A 26251-nucleotide genomic window follows, 5' to 3' on the forward strand; every position below is an offset into this window, starting at 1 on the left:
TACAGTGGTAGTCAATGCGAGGACCAAGCTGGAAAAAGATTTAAAATAAAGCGAAAGTAACAGGAGATACTGTACCACCGCAAGAAATAACAGTCAAAGTTCCAATTCAATCACTTATACAAATTGAATTCAAAAAAATAAATACTGCTAATTTACATGTGAAACTGAAAAACTATTTTGCTCCAAATTTTAGAAAAAGATAATAAAGAAGTTGTGAAATTGGAAACAGATGAAAGCGATACGGCTATTTTTGAAGCACTATGCTTTGAAAAATACAAGGTAGAGGAAATTCAAGGATTCAATTAAACATTTAATTGAGAGAAAGGTCTTTTCATCAACTAAAAATAAAAAACGAATGGAATATTCAAAAAATGACACTATATTACTGGTCGTAACATTAGTTTTACTTTCCACAAAAGAGGAAAAAATATATAGACTTTACAAATACTAAAAATAGCAAACTAGCTAGTTTTATTACCGCATCACATAAAGTGAAACTTTAATCAGTGGGGGTTTTGTTCATCCCCCACTGATTATTAGCCCACACCAATCGGGCTTTTACGGGCAAATAGCGAGATAAACTTATTATTAATTTCCAAATACAATAGTTGTTAATCAACCAAAAACTTCAATAACCAAGGTGCACAGTAAATTGACATCAAAACAATTCTTACTACAATATCAAGTTTTGCTTATTCTATAAAAAAGAAATATCACTTAAAAACTATTCCTTTATATCGATTTAGACATAAAACATTTTATTATATCGGCTTAAGTATTATGGAATTAAAATTGCAAATAACACCAAAACTCTTTAAAGGGTTCATACATCGCTCGTATCGAATTTATCACCTTCCAATACCTACGTCATTAACATAACTAAAAAACATCATTACAAAAGAATCTGAGAGGTTTTTTCAATTTCGAAATTTATTTTTTTGTAAATTAAAGGAAAAATAATCCGTATATATACGGATTATTTTCTTAGTGTAGTCTGTATTGACCTGTTAACTGTTTTTCAGCCATTCAAACTAAGCGTTTTGTAATCTCTCCACCGATCCGAACCATTTGCAGATGATGTGATGTATCAGGTCCCAGTGTGACTCCTAGTTCAAAAGCAATTTCATACTTCATTTGCTCAATAGTACTTGTAGTAGCAGAAATAAGAATTTCATTTGTATCACTTTCGTATCTTTGAATATTTATAAATAACATGTGCCTAATTATGCTATTTATGCATGATCAACCTAATTTATTCCAGTATTTTTATAGGAACCCTTTCCCTCCCCTTATTCCACCAATTAAATTTGAAACACAAATGTACATTGCATTTCAATATAACAATAAAAGCTACAAAAGCAACGAATTTACTACTTTAAAGTTAAGTGTTTAACCTTGAAGTACTTAAATTCTTTTTTCCAGATAAAGCATACATTATATCTTGATGTTTTATTGTCCTCTTATAATTATGTGGTATCGGGAATTTTTTTCGGTATTCTTTCATTATAATTAAAGTTTGAAGTTCTATGCTCAATACTTTTGCGAGGATATGATAGTTATATCCATTGTTTAACAGAGAAATTATGTCATAAAACATAGTTTTTCCACCCACTAATTTTACTAATTTATTCTTTAACTCATCCCCCTTTTCTTTAGCTTTATCAATTTCTAACAACATAGATTTTTTATTTGTCTGCTTAATGTATTGAGTATACAACTCTGGGAATTCTTTTTGTACTTCTTTGTTTAATACTGGTCTATATTTAATCATATAAGTAACTTGTAACAAAGAGCGTTTTAACAAACTATCTTCAATGAGATACGCTACTTTATTAAATAAATGTACATATTCCTCAATATTGGAATAACTATTAAAATGAGCTAATACTCTACTTTTTATACTAAAAGCCTTGCCTACATAAATAATATTGTCATTATAGTCTTTAATGAAATAAATACCACTGTCAGATTTTTTCAATTTATTATCCAATTCTTCTATACTCATAAAATGCAATTCACTCATACTTCTCTCTCCTTAGCAGTGTTAAATCGTAAAAAACAAGCAAGGTTTCTAAAAAAGTACTTAGCTGCCCTAGCATCTCTTATTTTATCTCTTGCTAAATGTCAAAAAACTGTTTCTATGTTACTCAACTATCAATATGATTATTAATAAAATTTTCGATCGTTATTATCTCGCAATTTTATCATGTAATTTCGAGATCGTTTCCTCATTTAAATTACTGTATTTTATCGAATAAAGGAAATATACTACTACCCCAATAGTAATCCAAATACTAAAGTACACCCATGTCCTTAACGGTAAATTTAGCATTAAAAACACACAGCATACAATTGCAACGCATGGTAATACAGGTACAAAAGGTACCATAAATCCACGTTTTAAATTTGGATGTGATTTACGAAGGATAATAACTGATAGACAAACTAACGCAAACGTCACCAAACTACCGATATTAACTAAATTAACTAATTCTTTCAAATCAATAAACCCAGCTATTATAGAGCTCCCTATTCCTGCTAATCCAGTTATAAAAGTGGGTGCTCCAGTTTTCTTATTAACTTTCGCAAATGATTTCGGTAACAATCCATCACGACTCATTGCAAAAAATACTCGTGTTGCCGCATACATATTGGAAAAAATAACAGCCATAAGGCCAATTACAGCACCTGCAGCAATTGCACCAGCGACTTTTCCTTGTCCTACAACTTCCATTACATAAGCCATTGCCTCAGGAACATTTAATTCTTTATAGGAAACCATTCCTGTCATAACAAGGCATACCATAACATAAATAATTGTACATATGATTAATGATGCAATAATACCGATGGGAAGATTACGTTTCGGATCTTTTACTTCTTCTGCTGAAGTTGCTAATATATCAAAACCCGTAAAAGCGAATAAAATAGCTGCTCCACCCGTAAAAACTCCACTTAAACCGTATGGTGCAATTGGTATCCAGTTCATTGGTTTTACATAGAATATACCAACCGTAATAAACAACAAAATCATTCCAATTTTAATCAATACCATTATATTATTGATTCGTTTACTTTCTCTCGTACCACGAGATAACATCCATGCCAATATCAATGTAATAATTACTGCTGGTAGATTCACAATACCACCATGCGAAGGAATCGTTACTAGAGCTTTAGGTATCTCTAATCCAAATCCCTTTATTAAATTGTGGAAATAGCCTGTCCATCCAGCAGCGACAGCTGCTGTTGCCACGATATATATTAACAGCAATGACCAACCTACTAGATGAGCAACAAACTCACCAATTGTTGCATATGAGTACGTATATACACTACCAGACGCCGGGAGTGTAGAAGCAATTTCCGCGTAACATAATGCTATAAATCCACATATAATTGCTGCAAGTATAAATGAAAAAACAACTGCTGGACCAGCATTTGTTGCTGCTACTAATCCAGTTAACACAAGAACACCCGTTCCAACTATCGAGCCTACCCCTAACATAATTAAATCAAATGCTCCTAATGTTTTCGTTAAAGTCTTGCTTTGATTATGCTCTAACAATTGTGTAACGGATTTCTTTTTTAGTAAATTACTCATATTTTCTGTATCCCCTTTAAAATAAGGTTTGTTCTTCTCGTTAGTGTTGTATATAAATTTACTTAGTCATTAACTAGCCTCATAATATTTCTTTTACATTAAATAGATTTGAAATATTATATAAATTCGCTTCTCACTTACTAGTTAAACTAGACATTTCCATAGATTTTTGCGTACAACGTTTCATAGCTGAAATGATAGCTGTTCTTAAACCTTTTTCTTCTAGCGTTACTACAGCTTCTATCGTCGTTCCACTTGGAGAACAAACCATATCCTTCAATTCACCTGGATGTATTCCTGTTTCCAATACCATTTTTGCAGAACCTAATACAGCCTGAGCCGCAAATTTATAAGCTTGTTTTCTCGGCATACCGCCAAGTACAGCAGCATCTGCCATGGCTTCTATAAACATATACACATATGCTGGAGAAGAACCACTAATAGATGTAACAACATCCATTAGTTTTTCATTTATGACCTCCGTCTGGCCGAAAATATTAAATATGTTCAGTACCTCTTTTATATCTTTTTCTGTAACCATTTCATTAAAACATAACGCAGACATTCCTTCTCCAACAAGTGCCGGTGTATTAGGCATTACTCTAACAACCTTTAACTTTCTACCAAATTCATTCTCAGTGCTCTTAATACTTTTTCCTGCAGCAATAGTTACAACGATTACATCATTTTTTATTTGATCTTTTATTTGGTTAATTACCGATGAGTATAAATCTGGTTTGATTGATAAAATTAAAATGTCAGCACTGTTAGCGACTTCATTGTTGTTAGTAGTTATAGTTATGCCATATTCATTACTAGCATTTTTTAAATTAATGACGTTTAAATCTGAACAAATTATTTGATTTGGAGAAACTATATTTTTTTTTATCATCCCACCTATCATAGCAATACCCATGTTTCCACATCCGATGAATCCTATTTGTTTATTCATAATAATTTGCTCTTGCTCCTTCTACTCTAAATTTTATTGATTTTGAAATTATTATTCTAAATAAGGGCTATTACAATTACTTGGTTTATCAATAGAATTTCAAAATTCTCCTTCCTATATAGAGCTTACATATACCTCTAATAACTTCTTTGCTTTCGCTGAATTTTGAGGTGGGGGTCTTACTGCCCGGCAAATAGCGGGATAAAATCATTTCTTTAATCTATAATAAGAAGGACATAAAAAAACAAAAAGTTACAAAAATTTTTAAATTAAAATTTTTGTAACTTTTTGTTTTGATGCAAATATAATTTCAATTAAGGTATCTCACCGTTTTAAACTTGACGCTCCATAATCTTGTATAGTTACATTTATATGATATTTAATCGGTACCTTACTAAATGTTTGATCCCAATTTTTTTTGACTTTCTCCCATGTTCTCGGGTGTTTAATTCTTAATTGGTTGCCAAAACCCGCAATATCGACTTGGTATTCTTTTTGTATTTTTTTTGTAACATGATGTACTAAGTGCTTTACTTCTTTTTCAATAGCTTTTTCTTCCCTTTTTAAAAATTCACTTTCAAAATCTTTTCCTGATTGTATCCAATTTTCAGACAAACGCCCTTCTGATTCAATGTTTACATCAAAGGAAATATTATTTCCGTTAACATGTGGTATGATTTTGCTTTTTATTGACTTTATTTCGTATATAATGAGTTTCTTTGATTCTTTATCAAAAGTTTTTACCACACCACCATTCCTTTTTCCGTTTATCCATACTACTCCTTCCAATTCCTGTTCATTTAAAAAGCCCATCAGCTTTTTTGTCTTTCCTTTAATTACAGCAGCTCCAGCAAATTTTGTTTCTCCTTTTATCGAGATTACATTTTGCAAAAGAAAACTGGACCCTGACCGCATCTTTCCTTCCAATTTAGCGAGCGATACAGGAGGTAAAATCCTTGTTGTTCTATTTCTATTATCTGCAATTCCAGACAAACGAAATGCTGGGATTTCTCCTTTTTTGTTTGATTCCAGTACCTCCTTCGCTAGACCCTTGCTAATTAAGAGCATACAGCTAAGCCGAACTTCATTGTCACGGAGATACTGTTCAAGTAATTGTTCTAAACTGTATGTACGTACAAGATTATCCCTAATAACAATGTTTTTTAAATGTGGGCTGAACATTGTGCTCTCTCTTTTCAATGAAAACTCACGAACAATTTGATGAATGGAATCACCGGTCTCAGAAACATTTATATAACGTTTTTGTTGTCCATTTCCTTTACTTTGTGCTTGCGAACTAACAATTTGATAAGTAGCTGTTATAAGATTTCTTTTAGGATAACCTCCTTCCTCATCCTCTTTCTCAATTGTTGAATCCTTCCCTTTATCTAGTGCTATACCTGCAGTTAAGCTCAACTCTTCTACTTCTTTACTGCTCCAACATCCTGTTAAAAATAGAAGCAAAAGCGTCCATAACAAAGCCAAATAGAACCGCATATAATTAAATTTATGTTTCACACTACTCCTCCTTTTAATCGCGTAATAATAAGAAGAAGCAGTGGTAGTAAACCAAATAAAAATAATGCAACATTACCGAGCATATCCCCCAATTTAAGCAAGTCATTTATATTTTTCGAAGTCATAGCAATGATGTAAATGATTGGAATCAAAGCAAAAATAAACGGATGAATACTCTTTTTAAAGAGTTGCGCTAATCCTAATGCAGCTGCATAATAACTAATCGTATAGGTAGCAAATATTTGCATAATCCATATTACAAGCAGTAAAGATTCAAAACGTTCAAATATCAAACCAGAAATTTCAAAACTGCGCATAAGGTCAATTGTCGGCCATGTTCTTGTTACAACCCCATCAATTGATAATGCACCAATGACCATTACAACAGTTATTACATAAAAGATTAACGGAATAGAAATTCCAACTAAAATAGCTTTTACTGCTTTCTTTCGTTGTTCCATAAATACCAAAAGAATTAACATAATTTCAGGACCTGTATATGCGAGAGACGTTGTTTTTATCCCATCTAACACTGGTTTAATTCCCAAACCTAATACGGGACGGAGATTATCTATCTCGAATATTCCGATACTCATAAAGGAAATGATTAAAAAAATAAAAACAGTAATAGGAAATATTATTTCAAACATCCGTGCAATTGAATTAATACCACCCATAATCAAATAGAGACCTATCCACATAAAAGGCATAACAATAGCCCATGTGGGGGTTCCTTCTAGTAAAAAAAAGCTTATTACTTCTGCCATTGAACGAATTTGAAATGCTGAAGTTGTAAGAAAATATCCTATAATAAGAAAACTAAGCAATCTCCCTATCCATTTCCCTACAATATCTTGACTGTATTGGTAAAATGTTTTTTCTGGAAACTGCTGACTTAATTTGACCATAATTACTCCTGAAACCATTGCCAGTATCCCACCTAATATCACACTTAACCATACATCTGGTGTTTTCACTTTTTCCACAGATGCTCTGGGCAAAGTAAGAATTCCTGTCCCAAGTATGTAATTTACAATAATAACAACTGCTTGTGAAGTTGTTATTCGGTCTTTAGGTATAGTAATCACTGAAGGCCACTTCCTTTCGTCATCAGCTACCTTTTGCGGATAGTTTTTTTGGTATGCATTATTTTCGGTCGACGTCTCATTATTTTTAATGGCATGCGAACCATAAAATCTTTCCAATCACTGAATCGATATGGAACAGCAGGGCTGGTATAAGGAACGCCAAAACTTTTCAGTTTCACTAAATGACTGCAAAGTAAAAGAAAGAAGAGAATAACTCCATACAATCCAAATATCGCAGCACAAAACATAGCTACAAAACGAAGAATGCGTAACGTAATTCCCACACTATATTGCGGAATAGTAAAAGAAGAAATAGCTGTTACCGCAACAACGATAACCATTATTGGACTAACAATTCCTGCTTCTACGGCAGCCTGACCAATTATTAAACCGCCCACAATTCCCATTGCCGGTCCAATCGGTTTAGGCAGACGTAAACCTGCTTCTCGTAAAACTTCGATAGCTACTTCCATAATTAACGCTTCTATTAAAGCGGGAAAAGGAACTCCTTCTCGCGATCCGATAATAGAAATAGCGAGCTTAGTGGGAATTAATCCTGGATGAAATGAAATAAAAGAAATATACAGTGCTGGAGCAAATAATGAAACAAAAGCTGTCATGAAGCGTAATAAGCGGAGAAGCGTACCAGGAAGCCACCTTTCATAATAATCTTCTGGTGATTGCAGCAGCATACTAAATGTAACTGGAGCAATTAAAACAAATGGTGTTCCATCTAACAAAATAGCTACTCGACCTTCCATCAAAGCACTAATAACACGATCAGGTCGTTCTGTATTTTGAATCTGCGGAAAAGGACTGAGATAATTATCTTCAATAAGTTGCTCTATATAACCAGATTCGAGTACACTGTCTATGTCAATTTTCTGAATTCTGTTTTTTATTTCATCCACCAATTCTGTACTAGCAAGATCTTTAATAAATGCGACGACTAACTCTTTCTTTGCACGTTCTCCTACTGGTAGCTTTACTAATGATAAGCTCTCATCCGCACAGTGTCGTCGCAAAAGTGAGGTATTATCACTTAATACTTCAGTAAAACCGACCCGTGGCCCTCTGACTAATGCCTCCGATACTGGTTCTTCAATGTTTCGTTTATTTGCTTTTGTTGTACCAAGAATAAACACATCTGCTAAACCATCAATTAAAAGAGCTGTTGAACCTATCAATACTTTGGGTATTAAATCTTTTATGTAATGAACTTCTGCTACTTCACTAATTGTAAGAACTTTATTTTTAATATATTCTTTTGAAACAGTCCCCTCCACATAAGAAGATTCATTTTTATATTCATCAGAAAAATCATCCATTAGTAATTTCATAATATGTTTGTCAATTATCTCTTTATCTGATAGACCATCAACAAAAACGATCCCAGCCTGAATATCTGTGCGTCCAATATTAAACTTCCGAAATCGAACATCAGAATTATGTCCGATTTGTTGCTTTATAAGTTCTAAGTTAGAGGCAAAATCATTTGTGAAATGAACGTTTGTATTTTGAGATGGTTTATGCTCTTGTTTCGTTTTACTTTGAATATTATTTTTTTTCACTTGTTTGTCTCTTGACTTCCACCAACTCATTCTTCCCACTCTTTCTCTGACATACGAACCCAATGAAAAAATCTTGAGATAGTATACGGAATTAAAAACAAGATAAAAGCTTGTACAAAGACTTTCCAATCTGGAAGATAAGAAGTAATTATGTTCCACATTTTTATCACCCAATTTATATACTCTGCTAGGATTGAGATTTCTAAAAAACGATATGTACTTAATAAAAAATAACGATAAGATTAAAGAGCAGAAAAGCGAGACATTATGCTTATTTAGTACCAATAACCTAATTAGTATAAAAACATTTCTGACCTAAAATACCATTTCCAATTATAATTTGTTAAATATTATCTCCTTTTCCCTTATTTATATGCCCGCATTTGAATTTCAAATAATATAAGGATCAATGATATTTCCTCTTAAAGAAAAAAAGATGCCAGAAGATAGCATCTTTTTTTCAATTCAACTTACTATGTATTTATATTTTATTGTGAAAATACTCGTTTTTTTTAATGAATATTAATGTGTAAAAAATACATATTCTTTTGTTTTAAGTTCATACACTTCTACCGAATCGATACGGAATTTTCTGATTTTAAAGCCAATATGAAATAAAGGAAAATCCTCTCTTAGAAAAACTATATAAAACCAATAACATGAAAACAATTATCAATCTAGCAATTGAAAATAATACTTAGCAAGAGTTTATCATCTTAACTCCAAGTGTATTCGTTTTGCTTCAAAATAAAGAACTTGAATAAATTTTTTCGTATCAATACGAGCAGGTAATGTTGGTTCATTATTCAATTCTGTCATCTTTCTCCTTACGGTAGTAAAATCAAAAAATCTAGAAGCATAATTTTCGAACTTCGGGTTTAAAAAATCAGTAAGTCCAAGGGATGCTAAATGGTTTAATGATTGATAAATTGCTCTCCGAATCCGTTGTTTGGAAGCTTCTATGAACCTTTTTAATTCGGCATCTTCAGCTGAATCCCCAAGTTTTTTTTGAGCCAAATTCATAAAAATCTCTTTTAGTGAGGGAAAGCCTTGTTCCAACGTGTTATCTTGTTCATATTTATATAAATAATCTAGCATATCCATTAAATCTTTACTTCCACTTTCACTGGCTATTCCTAATTCAGACAAAAGAAAATGAATGGAATTTTGAAAATGATTGAAAGTATTTAAATGTTTTTCACTACGGTATTTTTCTTGCGTACTTAAATTACTATCCAATTTTAGTACCATATTAAGCGATTCTTGAATGTTTTTTATCGATTTTTCCAAACGAATTCGTTCAATGACTTTCCGAACAACTGTTAATACTTCAATCCGGTTAATTGGCTTAATAATATAGTATTCAACACCAAGCGAATAAGCTTCAGCAATTAATTCTTTTGATTCTACTTGAGAGACCATGATGATTTTCCCTTTAAACGAAGGTTTTATTTGACGAATTGTTTTTATTCCATCTTGATTCGGCATTAACAAATCGATAAATAAAATGTCTATATTTTTAAGGATTACCATTTGTTGCTCTAAAGATAAACCATCCTCAGCTTCTCCTATAACCTCCCCAAGATCTTCATCCTCGATAATTTGAGCCAACATTGAGCGAACCGCTTTTTCATCATCTACTATATAAAAATACATAGAATCACCCTTTCGAAATTATATGATCAATCCCTAATCTAATTATAAAAATTGATCCTTTTCCTTCGGTTCTGTCCTCAAGCGTAACATCACCTTCAAGTTGTTCGACCATTTCTTTAACATACGATAATCCGATACCTGTCGATGGGTTGCCTAAATCATCATATTTAGAAGTAAACCCAGGCTCAAAAATTGAATCTTTATATTTTGAAGAAATACCAGGACCATTATCGCCTATTTGAAATTCAACAAAATGGTGGTCTTTATTAATGTCAATTGTGATGGTTCCCATACCTTGGATAGCTTCTACAGCGTTTGTAACGATATTATTTATAATAGATAAGATTGTGTAAATATGATAATGAGGATGCACACCATCAATTTTATACACAAATTGGATGTCTTTCTCTAGCAACCGTGCATATTTCGTATTTGCCCGTATAATGATATTTACTAGTTCATGCACAGACATATAATCTGTAAAACTTTCATCAGAAATTAATTTTGAAAGTCCCGCAAAAATACGTTGGTTATCCTTTTTAACATCATGGACCTCACCAGCAATTTGTAATGCCTGTTGCCTTAAATCCTCAAACTGAAAATCCATCTGTTTGTGCTCAAAAGAGTCTAAGGTTTTATATAAATCATAGGATTTTTTTGTTATATTCTCAGCATCTTGTAATGTTTTCTTTAAATGAACAGCATCTTCATATAAATTAGAGATAAGCATGAGCATATGTTCATTTTGTTTCTTTATATGTCTCTCCCTTGATTGCGCTTCATACAATTTCATCATATTGAAAAAGCTTAGAACTATAAAACTATGGGAACATGCGATAACAATGATCTCATTTATTGCCTCGGATGTGATCGATGTTTTTAATACGAAATATTGAATCATTAATTCCACACAGTCTGACAGTATTTCAATCATGCAACCAATAAAACCAATCATTAGTGGTTGATGATAAAAACGTTTAATTTTTGCTAAATGAAAGAGATACGAATAAGTAAAATAAAAGAAAAAACTAGGATAGTGAGTATGAAAAGCGGCTAGCCAATCCATATTTCCCTTTATAATGACATCCATTGAGATACGAAATACTACCACGACTATCGCTGTTAAAAAACCCGGTAAAAATGCTGGAATTCGTCGAAACAATAACAAAAAAAAGAAAAATGTTGGTGCGCCAAAGCTCATTCTAAATGTTTCATTTAAAGGAAATGACTTTATTTCACCTACTAAGGGTACTGTAAGTATCATTAAAACGAGAATATAGATGTCTTTTTTTACTAAATTACTAAGATTCAAAATAATCACTTCTCACTTTCGCCTAACAGTCAGTATACAAACCTATTTGCATTAATACAATACTTACTCTATTTTTTTCAAAAACTGATAAATAAGATATAAACGAAAGCATTCTAGATTGTGAGTATTCATTACACCCTTCTACTTTAGAAAGATACTTTATAACTCAAAAATGTTCAGACACAATATAAGGTCTGAACACTTTTGGACTCGCTCTAACACCAAAATATCTGTGCTCCTTTTTAAAATATACTTAAATCCCATTCTTTTGCAATATGTTCTAACAACATAATTCCTGGTAAACTATTCCCATATTCATCAATGGCTGGTCCGTAAATACCAATACCACATCCATCTTGAAACGATAAATCCTTCCTAGATTTTGAGGGAACAAGTGTCATAATTCCGCCCGATACCCCACTCTTAGCTGGTAATCCAATGAAAGCAGCAAATTTTCCAGAAGCATTGTACATTCCACAAGTTAGCATTAAAGCTTTTGTTAACCTAGCTACTTCTTTAGGGAGCACTTGTTCTTTGCGAATAGGATGATATCCATCATGTGCTAGTATAAGCCCTATTAAGGCAATATCTTCTGTATTTATTTCAATCGAACATTGTTTTAGGTAAACCTCTAGTGTCTCCTCCACATCTGATTCTAGAAAACCGTTCTCCTTTAAATAGTATGCTAATGCTCTATTACGATGAGCCGTTTCCCATTCTGATTGAAATACTATTTCATTAATAGCGGGACGCTTCTCTATCATTTTTTCAATTAATACGTATAGAGATTCTAATTTTTCTTGCACCGATGTCCCTGGCAAAAGTGAAGCTATCGTAATTGCTCCAGCATTAATCATAGGATTAAAAGGTTTTCCTGGTTTATGTATCTCTAAACGAATAATTGAATTAAAGGCATCTCCAGTTGGCTCTACGTCAACTCGTTCTAATACATAAGAAATACCGCGAATTAAACAAGCGGCTATAAAACCGATTACTTTTGATATACTTTGTAATGTGAAAGGTATCTCCCAATCTCCTGATTTTATCATTGTTCCATCTGGCTTTACTATACAAATACCTAACTGCGATACATTTATTTCCCCCAGAGCAGGAATATAACTGACGCTTCGTCCCTTAGCTGCATACGTTCGATAATGAGCTACCCATTGATCTAAGCAAACTTTTTCTTGACCCTCAACTTGAACGCTAGAATCCTTTATCATTTAATCATATTCCCCCGTACTATTAACTTTATATAGAATGATTTTTTCTTTACTATAATCAATAATATTTGCACTAGAACCAAGAAAAATATTCAGACATATTGCAGTCTGAATATCCTTCTTATTACACACTTTTCTTTTTTGAAGTTTTCTCATAACTATCCCAACATTCAATATTTTCAAGCCCTTTAATGTTTTCTTTATAAAAAATAGGATCTTTACCAGCTTTTTTCTGGTTTATATAATCTTGTAACGCCGCAAATGCTACTTTTGAAAGTAAGGTAATAGCAATTAAATTAATAATAACCATAAAGCCCATAAATAAGTCCGCTAAATCCCATACAATTTGAATCTTTGCAACAGAACCAAATACAATCATAGCCAACACACTTATTCTGTATATCATTAACCACACTTTACTTGTATGTAAGAAGCGAATATTTGTTTCACCATAATAATAGTTGCCAATTAACGCACCAAATCCAAATAAAAAAACAAAGATAGCAAGACAACCCGATGCCCAAGGACCTATGTGTTCACTTAATGCTGCTTGTGTAAGTGCAATACCATTTAACCCCGGTTGTTTATATGCATCAGACAGCAAAATAATAAAGGCAGTGCTAGTACATATGATCAGTGTATCCGTTAATACACCAAATGCTTGAATCAGTCCTTGTTTCACCGGATGACTTGTTGTTGCTGTTGCGGCAACGTTTGGTGCACTTCCCATACCAGCTTCATTTGAAAATAAACCACGTTTAACTCCATTCATAAGTGCTGCACCAATTGAACCGCCTGCTATTTGTTTAAAACCAAATGCGTTTTGAACAATAAGAGAAAGAACTTCCGGCATTTTTGATATGTTGGTAACTACAACAAATAATGCAACTCCAATGTATAATACCGCTAAAAATACCACCTTGTATTCAGCCATTTTTGCAATACGTTGTACACCACCAAAAATAATCGCAGCGAAAGCAATGGCCATGATTATCCCAACTGTTAGACGATCTGTACCAAATGAGTTTTGAAAAGCAATTGTAACTGTATTTGATTGTACTGAATTGAATACAAGTCCAAAAGTAATTGTGATTAAAATAGAGAATAATACTCCCATCCAACGTTTATTCAACCCTTTTTCCATATAATAGGATGGACCACCGCGGAAACCAGTTTTATCTTTTACTTTATATATCTGTGCTAATGTGCTTTCGACAAAACTAGATGCCGAGCTGATAATAGAAATAATCCACATCCAAAATACAGCTCCAGGACCACCTAATGCAATTGCAATCGCAATTCCTGTAATATTCCCTGTTCCAACGCGGGCTGCCATACCAATACAAAACGCTTGAAAAGGAGAGACTTGATCTTTAGCACCACTTTTTCCCTCCATTAATACACGGACCATCTCTTTTAACATTCGAAACTGTACAAAATTCAATTTAAATGTAAAATAAATTCCGCAAATAACAAGCATAATAATTAACAATTTAGACCATAAAAAATCATTTGTTGATCCGACTAAATCTACAAAAAACCTTTCCATATCATCACTCCATACCAAAATTTATCTATCATAATCTATATAAAATCACCTATATTTCCTGGTATAAATACCTCTTTCATATTCAAATACAACAAGGATAAAAATTTTCTATATGAATCGGATTGGCCTGTTTAAGCAAACATCACAACATGTAACCGTAAAACTGAAATTTTGAAGTACTTAACGATTATACAAACGGATGCTCTACCCCTTTCTGCAAAACTAATATTTTTATCCACTAACATTGTTGTACTACTATGTTTGTTTCGTTTACCGGTGATTTAAATCATAATAATCAATAGTGATTAAGTGGTTTTTTGTTAATCTTCTCAAGAACATGGAAATATCTCCTTTCTCACTACTAATCTCAAAAATAGGCTAGGTAAAAACTTCGCGAAAACTCTATAAAGCGCTTTCACTATTCAACTAAGAAAATCTTGTCTTTAATTTATAATTAAAAGTACAGAATGTTACGAAAAAGTACAGATTTTTATAAAAACAAAAAATATTTTAAGTTTTTTTCATCTAAAAAACACTGAGATTTTGTGAATTTTATACAGTATCCAAACGTCGCAGATTTTGTTCTACCTATCCCTTGACAAGCCTCTATTTTCTTCATAAAAACATGCATACTTTTTCTCTTTTAGAAGTTCATATAAAGTATTTGAAATCAAGAATCAATAGGATATTATAAGAATATTAAAAAAACAAAGCATTTAATTTATTTATGGTATCATACAAAAAACATTTGTTTTCTCAATTAATCCCCCTAGTTGGATTCGTCTATATTGCACATATTTACAACATGAAAGACACTAAGAAAAAAAAGGATTTTGTTGAAGGGATGAAACATTACAAAACTCTTATTTAGGACCTTATGACATCCTCTTTTCTAGCAATATCGAGTTATCCCAAAAAACGTATATTTACTAACATAGATTACAGGTGGTGTATTGTGAAAGAAATAGTATTCGTTCAAAATAAAAAAAGACTCCTTATGAAATTCGAATTTTTAAAAAAGGATTTAGTGCTTACCATTTCACTGATACTAGCAATTGTAAGCTGCTTAATACATTCGCCAAAGATCGAATATATTAACTTTGAAGTGTTAATTAGCTTATTTAATCTAATGGTGGCCATTAAGGCCTTGGAACAGCTAAAGATATTAGACAAACTTGCCGTTGCCATTTTAAATAAATGCAATAACAGCAGGTCAATATCTATTATTCTAATTTTGTTATGCTTTATTTGCTCCATGTTTGTAACAAATGATGTCGCTCTCCTCACTTTTGTACCAATAACACTTGTCATTAGTAAAAAAACACAAATGAACATGATGGATACAATCATCCTGCAGACAATTGCGGCAAACATCGGTAGTAGCTTGATGCCTATGGGAAACCCACAAAATTTATACCTATATTCTTACTATGGAATTAAGCTCATCCCATTTTTAGGTTCAATCCTGCTTTTAGCTGTACTTGGAATTAGTTTGTTATTTATATGTACTCAAAAACTTCAAAAAACAGATTTGAAAATAGAACTACCTGTTATTACCGTGAAAAATCGAAAAAAAGCTAACGTCTGGATTTTAATACTTATCACTATCATTGCATCTATTTTTGGTGTCATTAATTATTACATTGCACTAATAGTCACATTGATAGCAGCATTTACGTTAGATAGAAACTTACTATTTAAGATCGATTACTTTCTTCTAATAACCTTTGTCTGTTTTTTTATTTTCATCGGAAACATTTCACATTCGGATGCACTGGAGACATTTGCTCGCGCTAATTTAAGAGGAGATACTTCAGTCTTCTTTAGTTCCATATTTTTGAGTCAATTGATTAGCAATTTTCCTACTTCAATTCTTCTATCAAACTTTACTTCTGATTGGAAAGCTTTATTACTAGGAGTAAATATTGGAGGGCTCGGAACAATCATCGCATCTTTAGCCAGTGTAATCTCCTATAAACTATTCATTCAGGCCAATGTTAAAGAGAGCAAGGCATATTTAATTAAATTTAGCATTTACAACTTTTCATTTTTAATCATACTTACATGTATACAATACTTTATGTTTAAATTTCTAAAAATTTTTTAAAAAATTGATTCCTTTAGAAAAACCCAAATTTCTCAATTTAATGCTGAGATATTTGGGTTTTAATATAGGTATGTTTAAAGAGCTACAACAAAGTTACCATCAATTTAATATTTTGAGATGTTCTCACAGCGAAAATCTTTTAGCTTTTACGTTGTTTATTAGATTTCAGTTCATTTTTGAAATCTTCTTCACAAAATCCTTAATGTCCCTCAATTTTTTCCTGCTAATATTATCTTTAATGGTTGAATCTATTTCAATTTCTAATTTTGCAAATGCTGCTCCTACACAATTATAGATACTTAATCCAAAAGCAAGATGTCTTGCAGTACCACTAAATGCCTTTTTAATATCAATGTCAGGACGATAAACGTTGAATTTATCAGGCCTTTCAAATACGTTAGAGTCACAATTTGTTGCACCAATCATACAGTAGTATCCACATAACTAGTTACATTCTCCTTTTTTCTATTGTTAATAGCTTCGTAATAAAAGCTGTTAAACAGCAAAAGTGCGAAGTCTTAAATTAAACTTCGCACCTTATACAAATTTACAATCCGTGACGATACCAATACAAATGCAATACTAGATACATACTAATCACTCATTATATCTGTTGCTCTTTTAATTGGCCAATGTATAAACAAATTCTTTTACTTAGCCATCCTTCATGATTGGCTTGATTGTTTCTAGATACTTAATCCCTCTATACTCATTTCAAGCGGTAATCCATTCCGATGGAAATTACAAATGACAAAATTTATCCGTTTTTCCTACTTGCTAAATTCAGCAAGTAAAATGTTTTTAAAAACTTCCGGGTTATTAATGTTTAAACTGTTCGAATTGATAGCGAGTGTATGTTTACCTCCAAGTGTTCCACCAGCAAAAGTGGAAAACCCTGGAACGCCCCCCCTGTGTCCCCATACCGAGACACCGTTCGGAAGCTTAATTTCAAGTATTCCAAGACCATATCCGGTTCCCTCTCTATTTGTAGGAACTGTAGTAAGCATTTGTTTTAACTGCTGTTCCTTCAGTAATTTGCCACCTAGTAAGTAAGAGAAGAATTTGTTTAAGTCGTCAGCAGTGGAAATCATATCTCCATCCGAGCTACCTGGGTTAATATAAGTAACGTCTTTTAGCTCACTCGCTCCGTCTAGTTGCAAATAGCCACGGGCATGCTTGGTGCCTGGAATCACGCTTGAATTACCAGGTAGAAATGTATTTGACAAATCAAGCGGTTCAATAATCCGATTTTCAACCTCTTCCGCATAGCTGTTTCCTGTTACTTTTTCAATAAGGATTCCTAGTATTACATATCCTGTATTTGAATAAGACCAACCCTTTCCTGGGGCAAAGTCTGGGGGAAGTGAAATCCCCATCTTTACAAATTCTTCAGCCGTATACGATTTTTTTATATCCGTAATATCAAAGTCTTTTGAATTTATATAGTCAGCAATACCACTTGTATGATTCAATATTTGCCGGATCGTAATCTGGTTACCATCATATCCGTTTCCTTGAATAACACCAGGTAACCATTTTTCAATGGAGTCGTCTAGATTCAAACGGTTCTCTCCAGATAATTGAAGTAGAACTGTTGCAATGAATGTTTTCGTCACACTGCCAATGCGAAAGCGAAAATCTGCTTTCATTGGTTTCTTAGTTTTCAGATCCGCTACCCCAGCTGTATAACTCCAAGTTTTACCCCCCTTAGAAATTTTAGCGAGTATTCCCGGGTATCCAAGTTGCAGTTCATCTCGCATTGCTTTCTTAACGGAAGTACGATCGCTTTGCGTACTTGTTTGTAACGAACTAGATACATTTTGCGTAGGTTCTGCTTTTACAACTGATGTTGGTGTTATGTATAACAGGGAACTTCCACCTATTAAAAGTGCTAGACTTGCACATGTAATTTTACTGCGTGTTTTCATAAAGAATTCCTCTCTTCTATTAAAATTGTATAGATAGTTGATAGAAGTGTCATATACGAACCACACAGCTATCCATTCTCCAAATGATGAAAAGGCAACAATGCATTTGCAATCATTGTACTCATTATTTTCACAAAACACTCTTGTTACTGATTGTTTGTTTTATATGTAGGCCGTAATTGTTCCCCCCTTCACGCCTCCTTATATTTTTATCCTACACAATGAAAATCTCTTTTTTCTTACCTATTCCTTACAAATTCCTTACATTCAAAATTACTTGTACACTAGGGTTGAAGTAGCATCTGTGCCCGAAAGCGCAAAAAACACCGATACTTTTCGCTTCAGTGTTTTTGCGCTTTACATATTGTAAGATTCGTTTTACTCTTAACAGGTTAAACTGCTGATTTTTTCTAATGCGATTATTCTTCTTGCTATATAAAACAAATTTCATTGTGTTATATGAAACACTATGAAATTTGTCATTAAGGCACATGATTCTAAATTTATTGATGTACTTGAGATGGACTCACTTTTTGAATTTGAACAAGTATATCAAACGCTTTACCTAATGATATATCAACAGTTTTTGGTATATCAGGCCCTTCGGTAGTTATTCCAGCGAAAATTGGATGTTGTTCGTTTAACCAAGTTTTTGTCACGCCGTTCGCCTTACGTAAATCAATAAAAAATTGATCTTTTTTAACTTGTCCAAAGATGTAGTTATAACTGTTTGGATCATCCGATTTTAATGTTCCATAGGGGCCAAATTCACCATTGCTATTCTTCACATTGTATTGTCCTTCATAAACTGACGTTCCAATAGATACGTACCGTTTTCCGTAATATTCTGCTAAATGCTGCCCTGCTACTTTAGGGTATATAAAAGAAAGCATATTTGTTTTCGAAACGTGTCCATTATGTCCCCATACAATGGTTTTTCCTAAATGTTCTTCAGTCCACTTCGCATTTTCATACATTGCAATATCATGTTTCAAATAAAAATCCGCTGGTTTATCAGGAGGTGTCGCTAACATTGTAGTAAACTGTTCAATAATACGAGCATTTTGCTTTATCCATACGAACTCTTTAGATTTCCCATTTAAATGACTTTTATTTTCCTCTAATAAAGCACTAATTTGTTTAGCATCTAAAACATACTTTTCTTTTTCTTCTTTCGTAAGGCTTTCAAAAGTATTCATATCCTTTGTTACAGGAATAAGCCCTTTTATCTTCTCTTCTACTCTAGGCAACAGTTTTGAATTGTTCGCTTTAATATATTCTATTATATTATTATAAACATTTTCGTTTACTGATTGAATGTCCATCCCGATGACACGTACTTTCGGTTTATGTTTTGGATTAGCATTATATTGCCGAATCCAATCAAGTAAATCTAGCATTTCTTTCGTCTTAAATACAGGTGTTAGATGTTGGCTTGGGTTTCCCTTACCAGTAAGAACATATCGATCAAGTTCCAAGGCCCTGTCCCATCCCTCTTCTAAAACTAGATTGGTAAAGCCCTTTTCAGATACTAAATACTTAACAATGCGGTGTTTCATCGTAAAAACTTCATGAGCCCCATGCGTAGCTTCACCTAAACCTACAATTGAAGCTGAACCTACCATATCCTTAAGTGGTTTCAAATCATTAAGAGATGCAGTTGGATTAGTTGTTTTTAAAGGCTTTGCATGTGCTTCTAACCATTTCGCTATTTGATTTGTATTATAGGGAGCTGTAACAGAAACCTCTGTTTTCGAATCTGCATAAGTATTTCCTACAAAATGAGTCATTGTTATAGCAGAAACAACAATTGCAATAATTATTTTCTTTTTCATAAAAAACCTCCTGAAATATTTACTTATAGCTTTTTGACATACTCTGCCAACTTCCATTTAAAACATTCATTTTCTTATTACTGTTAAGATACATTTATTCTAGTTCCTAAAACTCACTTATTTCTTAATAGGTTCTTAAGAAATTCTTAATTCACTTATACGAATATAAAACTAAATAAGCTTCAATTCATTGTATTGTAAATTCCTCATTGCATAACATTATAATGTACAGATATTCGTTATAAATGATGTTATCTAAAGTATTCAATTTCAGTATGTATTATTAACGTAGTTAATATATGGTTAATATGAAGTTCCAAATTTTGATTGTTTGTAGTCTCTTTATCATAGAGTTAATTTAGGGGTTATTTTTTGTTCACTTCATTTTTTTCGGCACTCTGCATCTAGACGGTATACCCATTGGCCACAGTTAGACTATTTCAAATCAAAAAAATAGATTACCTGCACACTAAAGAGTATAGCGCACAGGTAATCTAGTTGTTTTTGAGATTAATAAAAAACTAATTTATCTTTTGAATTCTTCCATCAATAATAGACTGAATTGGTTCTTTTGATTTTTTTATATAATCTACTAATGCTTCAAAATCAGTTGGTCCTGTTTCAGCATCTTTACCGTTTTTAAAGGATACAAATCCATCTCCACCTGAAGCTAGAAATGCGTTCGCAACGACGCTGTAAGTTTTAGAAGGAATAATTTCTTCTCCATTTGTTAAGCGAATACTTGTTACTTTTTCTCCATTAGGCTTGTTCGCATCCCAAGTGTATTGGATACCTGAAATTTGAAGCATTCTTGTTATGTCTTTTTGCCATTGTTGATTTAAAATATCACGAATGTCTTGACCTGTTAAATTTACTTTTATTAATTGATTTCCGAATGGTTGAATACCATATATCTCTCCCCATGTAATATCACCAGCATCTAAGTCATTACGAATACCACCAGGATTCATAAGTGCAATTTGGGATTGCATTGTTGTACGCTGAGCATCAGCAACTAAATTTCCAAGAGTAGATTCACCAGCCATATTTTGTTTGCGATCTAGTGGAGCGATAGACTTACCTACAACTTCATTAACAAGAGGTGCGATTTTTGCTTGATATTTCTCCATCTTCTTCTTTATTTTTTTATCAGGCTCTATGCCTTCATGATAAGTTGTAACAATTTCTGCTTTTTTCTCAACAATATCTTGTGTCTTACGATCAATCTTTACATCAACATCAGCAAAAGCCATACCATAAGAATTTGCTTGTACGACAAGTTTATTATTAACAGTTCCATTTACATAGGTGTGGCTATGGCCACCAAAAATAACATCGACTTCTGGATCAGTCTCATTTGCTAATCGGACGATATCACCATTTGTTACGCCGTTCCCATCTGTTATACCTCCGTTATGTGCAAGAACAACGATAGATTTAACGCCTAGTTTTTTTAATTGCTTTACGGATTTGTTAATAGCTTCAACTTCATCTGTAATTTCTACATTCTTTAGCATAGTAGGCATAACAAGGTTAGGAACATCCGTTGTTACGACTCCGATAAAGCCAACAGGAACTCCTTGTACCTTTTTTATAGTGAATGGTGGTAAAAATAAACGACCGGTGGATTTATTATAGAAATTTGCAGCAACATATGGGAATTTTGCTCCTTTAAAATTCCCTGTTTTCTCATGGTATCCACCATAAATAAGGCGGTTCATTTCTTCAACACCTTCATCAAATTCATGATTTCCTATCGTTCCAACATCGAATTTCAAATCATTTAGAAATTCAATTGTAGGTTCGTCTTGTAATAATGCTGAAACAGGAGTACTTGCTCCAACAACATCTCCAGCATGTACCTTTAATGTATTTGGATTTTGTTTTTCACGATCACGTAAATAAGCCCCTAAGTACTCAATTCCCCCTGCATCTTTATTGTTAATTTTTTTTACAGTGTCTAGTTGCCCATGAAAATCGTTAATACCGAGCATTTGTACATCTATGTAGCGATTTTGTTCTGTACTTGCTTGGATTGAAGGCGCAGCAAATACACTAGTAAAAGTAACTGTACTTAATGCTAAAGCAACTGGAATAATTTTTTTCAACATAAAATTTCTCTCCCCTAATTAAAATCTGACATAATACGATGTTATTTTAATATATTAAGAGAATTATTTCCATAAAAATTCTACCAATTATAAAAATTAATAAGATTTTATTGTTTTCTGACAAGATATTTCTTCCTCAAAAAAATGTATATTTCTTTGTTTTGAGGATTATTCAAAATATTATCTTGATAGTAATATAGCAATACATCTAAAAGACCTAAAAAACTCTAATCAATAAATTTTTGCTGTTAAGAAGAATATTCAATTCGAAACTAATGAAGATTTATCAACCTAACATATCAATACCACCATTTAAAAAGATGCTCCTGGATTTATCCAAGAGCATCTTTTTTTAGATTTATTTTTACTTGTTTATAATTTATCAATTAACAATTATATAGTTGTAATCAGTCCTTTAAAAATAATAGGAGTGCTTCATTAAATTCTTTAGCATGCGTTGCATTTAGCCCATGTGGACCACCCTTTATTAAGGCTACTTTAGAATTAGGAATTGCTTCATGTGTTAATTTCCCACTATATTCATATGGTACAGTTGCATCAGAATCACCGTGAATAATAAGAGTAGGTATATTAAACTTCTCCAAGTCTTTTCTAAAATCTGTCTTACTAAAGGCGGTAATACAATCAAGTGTTCCTTTAGGTGATGCACTGGCTGCAATATCCCAATTATATAAACGGAATGGCTCACTAACTAAATCTGTTCGATTACCAGCCGCGAAAAATCCCTTAGTAAATTCATCAAGAAATGCAAGGCGGTCATTTATCACACCACTTTTGAATGCTTCAATTGTTGCATCATCTAAGGCCCCTTCAGGATGATCCTCTGATTTGTATAAATACGGAGGAACTGCCCCAGCAAAAACAGCCTTTTCAATACGATCTGTTCCATACGTACTAATATACCGGGCTACTTCGCCTCCACCCATAGAAAAACCAACAAGTGTGACATTTTGAAGCTCTAAATGTTCTAATAGTTGATGTAAATCAGAAGTAAAGGTATCATATTCATACCCTTCCCACGGCTGAGATGATTGTCCAAATCCTCGACGATCATATGTTATAACTCTGTATCCAGCCTCAACAAGAGCGGGAACTTGGTATTCCCAAGATCGACCACTTAACGGCCAACCATGAATGAGTACAACTGGTTTTCCTGTGCCATGATCCTCATAATATATCTCAATTGGTTCTTGCTTTTCGGTTCCTACAGTAATTTTAGCCATGCTTCTACCTCCCAAAAATATTCCAATATGTATCCTTTTCTTCAATAATCTGGATGAACGTCATAACCTATTCATGCACGTTTATGTTGTGAATTCTAAGTATGAAACTCTATTGTTCCAATGCATTCATTTTCTCCTTTTGGAACAATCCCCCCTCTAATACCTTTTGCATCATAAAATAATTACTGAACATTACTCCTATTCAATTGTAATAACAAAAATAGGTGACTATCAATATCGTTCTATCTATAGGATGTATAGGTAAAACCAATCTATTTTATAGTGAAAACAACTATAGTTACGACCTATACGAATTATAGATAATTTAGAATTGATTAACGAATCAGTTTTCAAATACTATAAATTTGTATAGCACTTCATGTTCTGTGAATGCTGCTATAACCAATATTATTGGTCAGCTTAGTTATAAACGAAGAAACTTATGATAGTATCCGACTATTTAAACTTTCTTCGATTACTTAATTTTTAGGAGGAATACATAATGACTGATCTCTATTCTCGTATTAACAAAGATGATGCTGTTGTGCTTTTAGTAGATCATCAAACTGGTCTTATGTCCGGACTAGTACGTGACTATGGTGTTGATGAATTCAAGAACAATGTTTTAGCTCTTGCTCATACTGCTAAGTTTTTTAATTTACCAGTTATTTTAACAACAAGTTTTGAAAACGGGCCTAATGGACCTTTAATGCAAGAATTGGTTGATCTCTTTCCTCATGCACCAAAAATAGCTCGACCTGGACAAATCAACGCATGGGATAATGATGATTTTGTAAAAGCAATCGAAGAAACTGGAAAAAAACAACTTATCATCGCAGGCGTAGTTACGGACGTTTGTGTTGCTTTCCCGGCACTTTCCGCTATAAAAGCTGGATATGAAGTATTTGCTGTTACTGATGCTTCAGGAACTTTCAGTAAACAAGTTGCAGATGCTGCCAATACACGTATGGCACATAGTGGCGTGCAACTTATGAACTGGTTTAGCGTAGCTTGCGAATTACAACGCGATTGGCGCAACGATGTCGAAGGTTTTGGCAATTTGCTTGCTAGCAATCTTCCAGGCTATCAAAATATAATTGGAAGCTATAGAGGAGCTCAGCGAGATCTTAGTAAACAAAATGCATAAATGTATCTCAAGGAAATAGCTTTAAATCACCTTTTTTAAAGTAGATAGTATAAATTTAGTGCTGATTAAATCAGCACTAAATTTAAATTAAAAAGTATAGTAGAGCTTCAATTGACAGAAGATACATTACTTTCAATAAACAATTGAAAAAGGAGCGTTTTATTATGAGTAATTTAGAATTGTTAAATCCGGAGAACAGTGCCTTAATTTTAATTGATTTTCAACCTCAAATGACTTTTGGAGTTGCAAGTATTGATAGACAAACATTGATTAATAACGTTATGCTACTTGCTAAATCAGCAAAAACTTTTAACGTACCTACTATTCTTACTACAGTTGAAACACGCAGCTTTTCTGGTTATTTTTGGCCACAAATTCTTGATATATTCCCAAACCATGAAATTATAGAACGTAGTTCAATGAACTCTTGGGAAGATCCGAAATTTGTTGAGGCAGTTAAAGCAACCGGTAGAAAGAAATTAATATTTGCAGCACTTTGGACTGAAGTTTGCCTTGCATTCCCTGTGCTTGAAGCAATTAAAGCTGGCTATGAGGTATATGCAGTTGATGATGCTTCAGGTGGTACTAGTTTGACAGCACATAACGCTGCTATGCGTCGTGTAGAACAAGCTGGTGCAATTCCAGTGACAGCAATTCAAGTTTTACTTGAATACCAACGTGACTGGGCACACAAAGACACTTATGATGCTGTAATGGAGATTGTAAAGGAACACACTGGTGCTTATGGTCAAGGTGTAGAATACGCATATACTATGGTGCATGGCGCGCTTCCAAGCAGGAAAATATGAAACAAGAAGGAGTAGCTGTCGAAGAGACTTATACAGGGAACACGATGGATGCTGGCAATCCAGTAACAACCATTGTTACATGGGAAATTCAAGAAGGTAGAGAAAAACAGTTTGAAACATGGAGACATGAAATTGAGGCTGCGGCTACTAAATTCCCAGGACATTTAGGTGTAAATCTAATAGTCCCAAGTAACGAATCCAGAGAGTATACTGTTATTTTTCGCTTTGATACGTATGAGCATCTACGTACTTGGCAAGAATCAGATGTTCGCCGGGATTTGTTAAAAACGGCGGAGCAATTTCAAGCCACTAATCCAACTTACAAAACTGAAAGCAGTTTGGCTTATTGGTTTGTTACTCCGAAAACGCCAGTTCCACCGCCAAAATGGAAAATGTCTATCGTTACCCTTCTGGGTGTATGGCCTCTTAGCATGTTAGTTCCTAAAGTGATAGGACCTATTATAAAACATATGAATCCTATTATGTCAGCTTTTTTTGTTTCTGTATGTATAGTGTCCTTGCTATCATGGGTAGTCATGCCGATTTTCGGTAAATTATTTCATCCATGGTTACAAAATAATAGAAAGTAGACGAGGT

At 33.1% G+C, this 26251-nt stretch carries 21 protein-coding genes; 5 read left to right on the forward strand and 16 right to left on the reverse strand.

Annotated features, from left to right (window positions below; genetic code table 11):
- Positions 1-177 precede the first annotated feature (177 nt).
- Positions 178-306 carry a hypothetical protein gene (locus MR107_RS00755; protein WP_000939298.1) on the forward strand — a complete coding sequence of 43 codons (129 nt, stop codon included), beginning with the start codon at positions 178-180 and terminating at the stop codon, positions 304-306.
- A 720-nt stretch (positions 307-1026) separates the two neighbouring features.
- Here the strand turns inward: MR107_RS00755 and MR107_RS00760 are convergent.
- From MR107_RS00760 to MR107_RS00810, 11 genes are all read right to left on the reverse strand, one after another.
- Complete coding sequence (locus MR107_RS00760; protein WP_242291988.1) at positions 1027-1215, reverse strand: alpha/beta-type small acid-soluble spore protein; 189 nt, start codon at positions 1213-1215, stop codon at positions 1027-1029.
- Positions 1216-1381: 166 nt separating this feature from the next.
- A complete protein-coding gene (locus MR107_RS00765) occupies positions 1382-2023 on the reverse strand; it encodes a GIY-YIG nuclease family protein (RefSeq protein ID WP_001292165.1) in 642 nt (213 codons plus the stop codon).
- 165 nt (positions 2024-2188) lie between these two features.
- Positions 2189-3604, reverse strand: coding sequence for an amino acid permease (locus MR107_RS00770; protein ID WP_000067463.1), 1416 nt, complete (start codon positions 3602-3604; stop codon positions 2189-2191).
- A gap of 133 nt (positions 3605-3737) precedes the next feature.
- Positions 3738-4556 (reverse strand): pyrroline-5-carboxylate reductase, encoded by an 819-nt coding sequence (gene proC, locus MR107_RS00775; protein WP_001041301.1) that lies wholly within the window; start codon positions 4554-4556, stop codon positions 3738-3740.
- A 324-nt stretch (positions 4557-4880) separates the two neighbouring features.
- Complete coding sequence (locus tag MR107_RS00780) at positions 4881-6074, reverse strand: Ger(x)C family spore germination protein (protein ID WP_242291989.1); 1194 nt, start codon at positions 6072-6074, stop codon at positions 4881-4883.
- Positions 6071-7162 (reverse strand): spore germination protein, encoded by a 1092-nt coding sequence (locus MR107_RS00785; protein WP_000628607.1) that lies wholly within the window; start codon positions 7160-7162, stop codon positions 6071-6073. Before MR107_RS00785 ends, MR107_RS00780 begins: the two co-directional genes overlap by 4 nt.
- 26 nt (positions 7163-7188) lie before the next feature.
- Positions 7189-8763 carry a spore germination protein gene (locus tag MR107_RS00790; protein ID WP_000119234.1) on the reverse strand — a complete coding sequence of 525 codons (1575 nt, stop codon included), beginning with the start codon at positions 8761-8763 and terminating at the stop codon, positions 7189-7191.
- Between the two features lie 681 nt (positions 8764-9444).
- Positions 9445-10389, reverse strand: coding sequence for a response regulator (locus MR107_RS00795; protein ID WP_000274085.1), 945 nt, complete (start codon positions 10387-10389; stop codon positions 9445-9447).
- A 4-nt stretch (positions 10390-10393) separates the two neighbouring features.
- Positions 10394-11710 (reverse strand): sensor histidine kinase, encoded by a 1317-nt coding sequence (locus MR107_RS00800; protein WP_000584790.1) that lies wholly within the window; start codon positions 11708-11710, stop codon positions 10394-10396.
- Between the two features lie 233 nt (positions 11711-11943).
- Positions 11944-12924: a glutaminase GlsA gene (gene glsA, locus MR107_RS00805; protein WP_242291990.1), complete on the reverse strand. Its 981-nt coding sequence runs from the start codon at positions 12922-12924 to the stop codon at positions 11944-11946.
- A 124-nt stretch (positions 12925-13048) separates the two neighbouring features.
- The gene (locus MR107_RS00810) at positions 13049-14473 is read right to left on the reverse strand and encodes an alanine/glycine:cation symporter family protein (RefSeq protein WP_000439275.1); all 1425 of its coding nucleotides are present in this window, start codon (positions 14471-14473) and stop codon (positions 13049-13051) included.
- A 955-nt stretch (positions 14474-15428) separates the two neighbouring features.
- On the opposite strand from MR107_RS00810, the gene MR107_RS00815 reads away from it, so the two are divergent.
- On the forward strand, positions 15429-16580 hold the full coding sequence (locus MR107_RS00815) for an anion transporter (protein ID WP_000659279.1): 1152 nt from the start codon (positions 15429-15431) through the stop codon (positions 16578-16580).
- A 165-nt stretch (positions 16581-16745) separates the two neighbouring features.
- Here the strand turns inward: MR107_RS00815 and MR107_RS00820 are convergent, their stop codons facing one another.
- From MR107_RS00820 to MR107_RS00840, 5 genes are all read right to left on the reverse strand, one after another.
- The gene (locus MR107_RS00820) at positions 16746-17006 is read right to left on the reverse strand and encodes a cytochrome P450 (RefSeq protein ID WP_002164511.1); all 261 of its coding nucleotides are present in this window, start codon (positions 17004-17006) and stop codon (positions 16746-16748) included.
- 344 nt (positions 17007-17350) lie between these two features.
- Positions 17351-18508, reverse strand: a complete 1158-nt coding sequence (locus MR107_RS00825; RefSeq protein WP_000857805.1) for a serine hydrolase domain-containing protein — start codon at positions 18506-18508, stop codon at positions 17351-17353.
- A gap of 503 nt (positions 18509-19011) precedes the next feature.
- The gene (locus tag MR107_RS00830; RefSeq protein WP_017657506.1) at positions 19012-20343 is read right to left on the reverse strand and encodes an erythromycin esterase family protein; all 1332 of its coding nucleotides are present in this window, start codon (positions 20341-20343) and stop codon (positions 19012-19014) included.
- Between the two features lie 521 nt (positions 20344-20864).
- Entirely contained in the window at positions 20865-22454 is a 1590-nt protein-coding gene (locus MR107_RS00835; RefSeq protein ID WP_000913780.1) for a bifunctional metallophosphatase/5'-nucleotidase, read from the reverse strand.
- 407 nt (positions 22455-22861) lie between these two features.
- Positions 22862-23698 (reverse strand): bromoperoxidase, encoded by an 837-nt coding sequence (locus tag MR107_RS00840; protein ID WP_001074300.1) that lies wholly within the window; start codon positions 23696-23698, stop codon positions 22862-22864.
- 502 nt (positions 23699-24200) lie between these two features.
- On the opposite strand from MR107_RS00840, the gene ycaC reads away from it, so the two are divergent.
- The 3 genes from ycaC to MR107_RS00855 all read left to right on the forward strand — a co-directional run bounded on the left by ycaC (position 24201) and on the right by MR107_RS00855 (position 26244).
- Positions 24201-24845 (forward strand): isochorismate family cysteine hydrolase YcaC, encoded by a 645-nt coding sequence (gene ycaC, locus MR107_RS00845; protein ID WP_000131227.1) that lies wholly within the window; start codon positions 24201-24203, stop codon positions 24843-24845.
- A gap of 164 nt (positions 24846-25009) precedes the next feature.
- Positions 25010-25654, forward strand: a complete 645-nt coding sequence (locus MR107_RS00850) for a hydrolase (RefSeq protein ID WP_000067162.1) — start codon at positions 25010-25012, stop codon at positions 25652-25654.
- On the forward strand, positions 25651-26244 hold the full coding sequence (locus tag MR107_RS00855; RefSeq protein WP_000806860.1) for an antibiotic biosynthesis monooxygenase: 594 nt from the start codon (positions 25651-25653) through the stop codon (positions 26242-26244). Before MR107_RS00850 ends, MR107_RS00855 begins: the two co-directional genes overlap by 4 nt.
- The last annotated feature ends 7 nt before the right edge of the window (positions 26245-26251 follow it).

The organism is Bacillus cereus group sp. BfR-BA-01441, from assembly GCF_022663075.1.
In the GTDB taxonomy this organism is placed as follows: Bacteria; Bacillota; Bacilli; order Bacillales; family Bacillaceae_G; genus Bacillus_A; species Bacillus_A cereus.

Coding starts and splice junctions, on each gene's coding strand:
- MR107_RS00840 (WP_001074300.1), bottom strand. CDS start 23,698: ATGGCTAAAATTACTGTAGGAACCGAAAAGCAAGAACCAATTGAGATA.
- MR107_RS00855 (WP_000806860.1), top strand. CDS start 25,651: ATGAAACAAGAAGGAGTAGCTGTCGAAGAGACTTATACAGGGAACACG.
- MR107_RS00790 (WP_000119234.1), bottom strand. CDS start 8,763: ATGAGTTGGTGGAAGTCAAGAGACAAACAAGTGAAAAAAAATAATATT.
- MR107_RS00820 (WP_002164511.1), bottom strand. CDS start 17,006: ATGATTGGTGCAACAAATTGTGACTCTAACGTATTTGAAAGGCCTGAT.
- MR107_RS00770 (WP_000067463.1), bottom strand. CDS start 3,604: ATGAGTAATTTACTAAAAAAGAAATCCGTTACACAATTGTTAGAGCAT.
- MR107_RS00850 (WP_000067162.1), top strand. CDS start 25,010: ATGAGTAATTTAGAATTGTTAAATCCGGAGAACAGTGCCTTAATTTTA.
- MR107_RS00765 (WP_001292165.1), bottom strand. CDS start 2,023: ATGAGTGAATTGCATTTTATGAGTATAGAAGAATTGGATAATAAATTG.
- proC (WP_001041301.1), bottom strand. CDS start 4,556: ATGAATAAACAAATAGGATTCATCGGATGTGGAAACATGGGTATTGCT.
- MR107_RS00835 (WP_000913780.1), bottom strand. CDS start 22,454: ATGTTGAAAAAAATTATTCCAGTTGCTTTAGCATTAAGTACAGTTACT.
- MR107_RS00795 (WP_000274085.1), bottom strand. CDS start 10,389: ATGTATTTTTATATAGTAGATGATGAAAAAGCGGTTCGCTCAATGTTG.
- MR107_RS00830 (WP_017657506.1), bottom strand. CDS start 20,343: ATGAAAAAGAAAATAATTATTGCAATTGTTGTTTCTGCTATAACAATG.
- MR107_RS00825 (WP_000857805.1), bottom strand. CDS start 18,508: ATGAAAACACGCAGTAAAATTACATGTGCAAGTCTAGCACTTTTAATA.
- MR107_RS00810 (WP_000439275.1), bottom strand. CDS start 14,473: ATGGAAAGGTTTTTTGTAGATTTAGTCGGATCAACAAATGATTTTTTA.
- glsA (WP_242291990.1), bottom strand. CDS start 12,924: ATGATAAAGGATTCTAGCGTTCAAGTTGAGGGTCAAGAAAAAGTTTGC.
- ycaC (WP_000131227.1), top strand. CDS start 24,201: ATGACTGATCTCTATTCTCGTATTAACAAAGATGATGCTGTTGTGCTT.
- MR107_RS00760 (WP_242291988.1), bottom strand. CDS start 1,215: ATGTTATTTATAAATATTCAAAGATACGAAAGTGATACAAATGAAATT.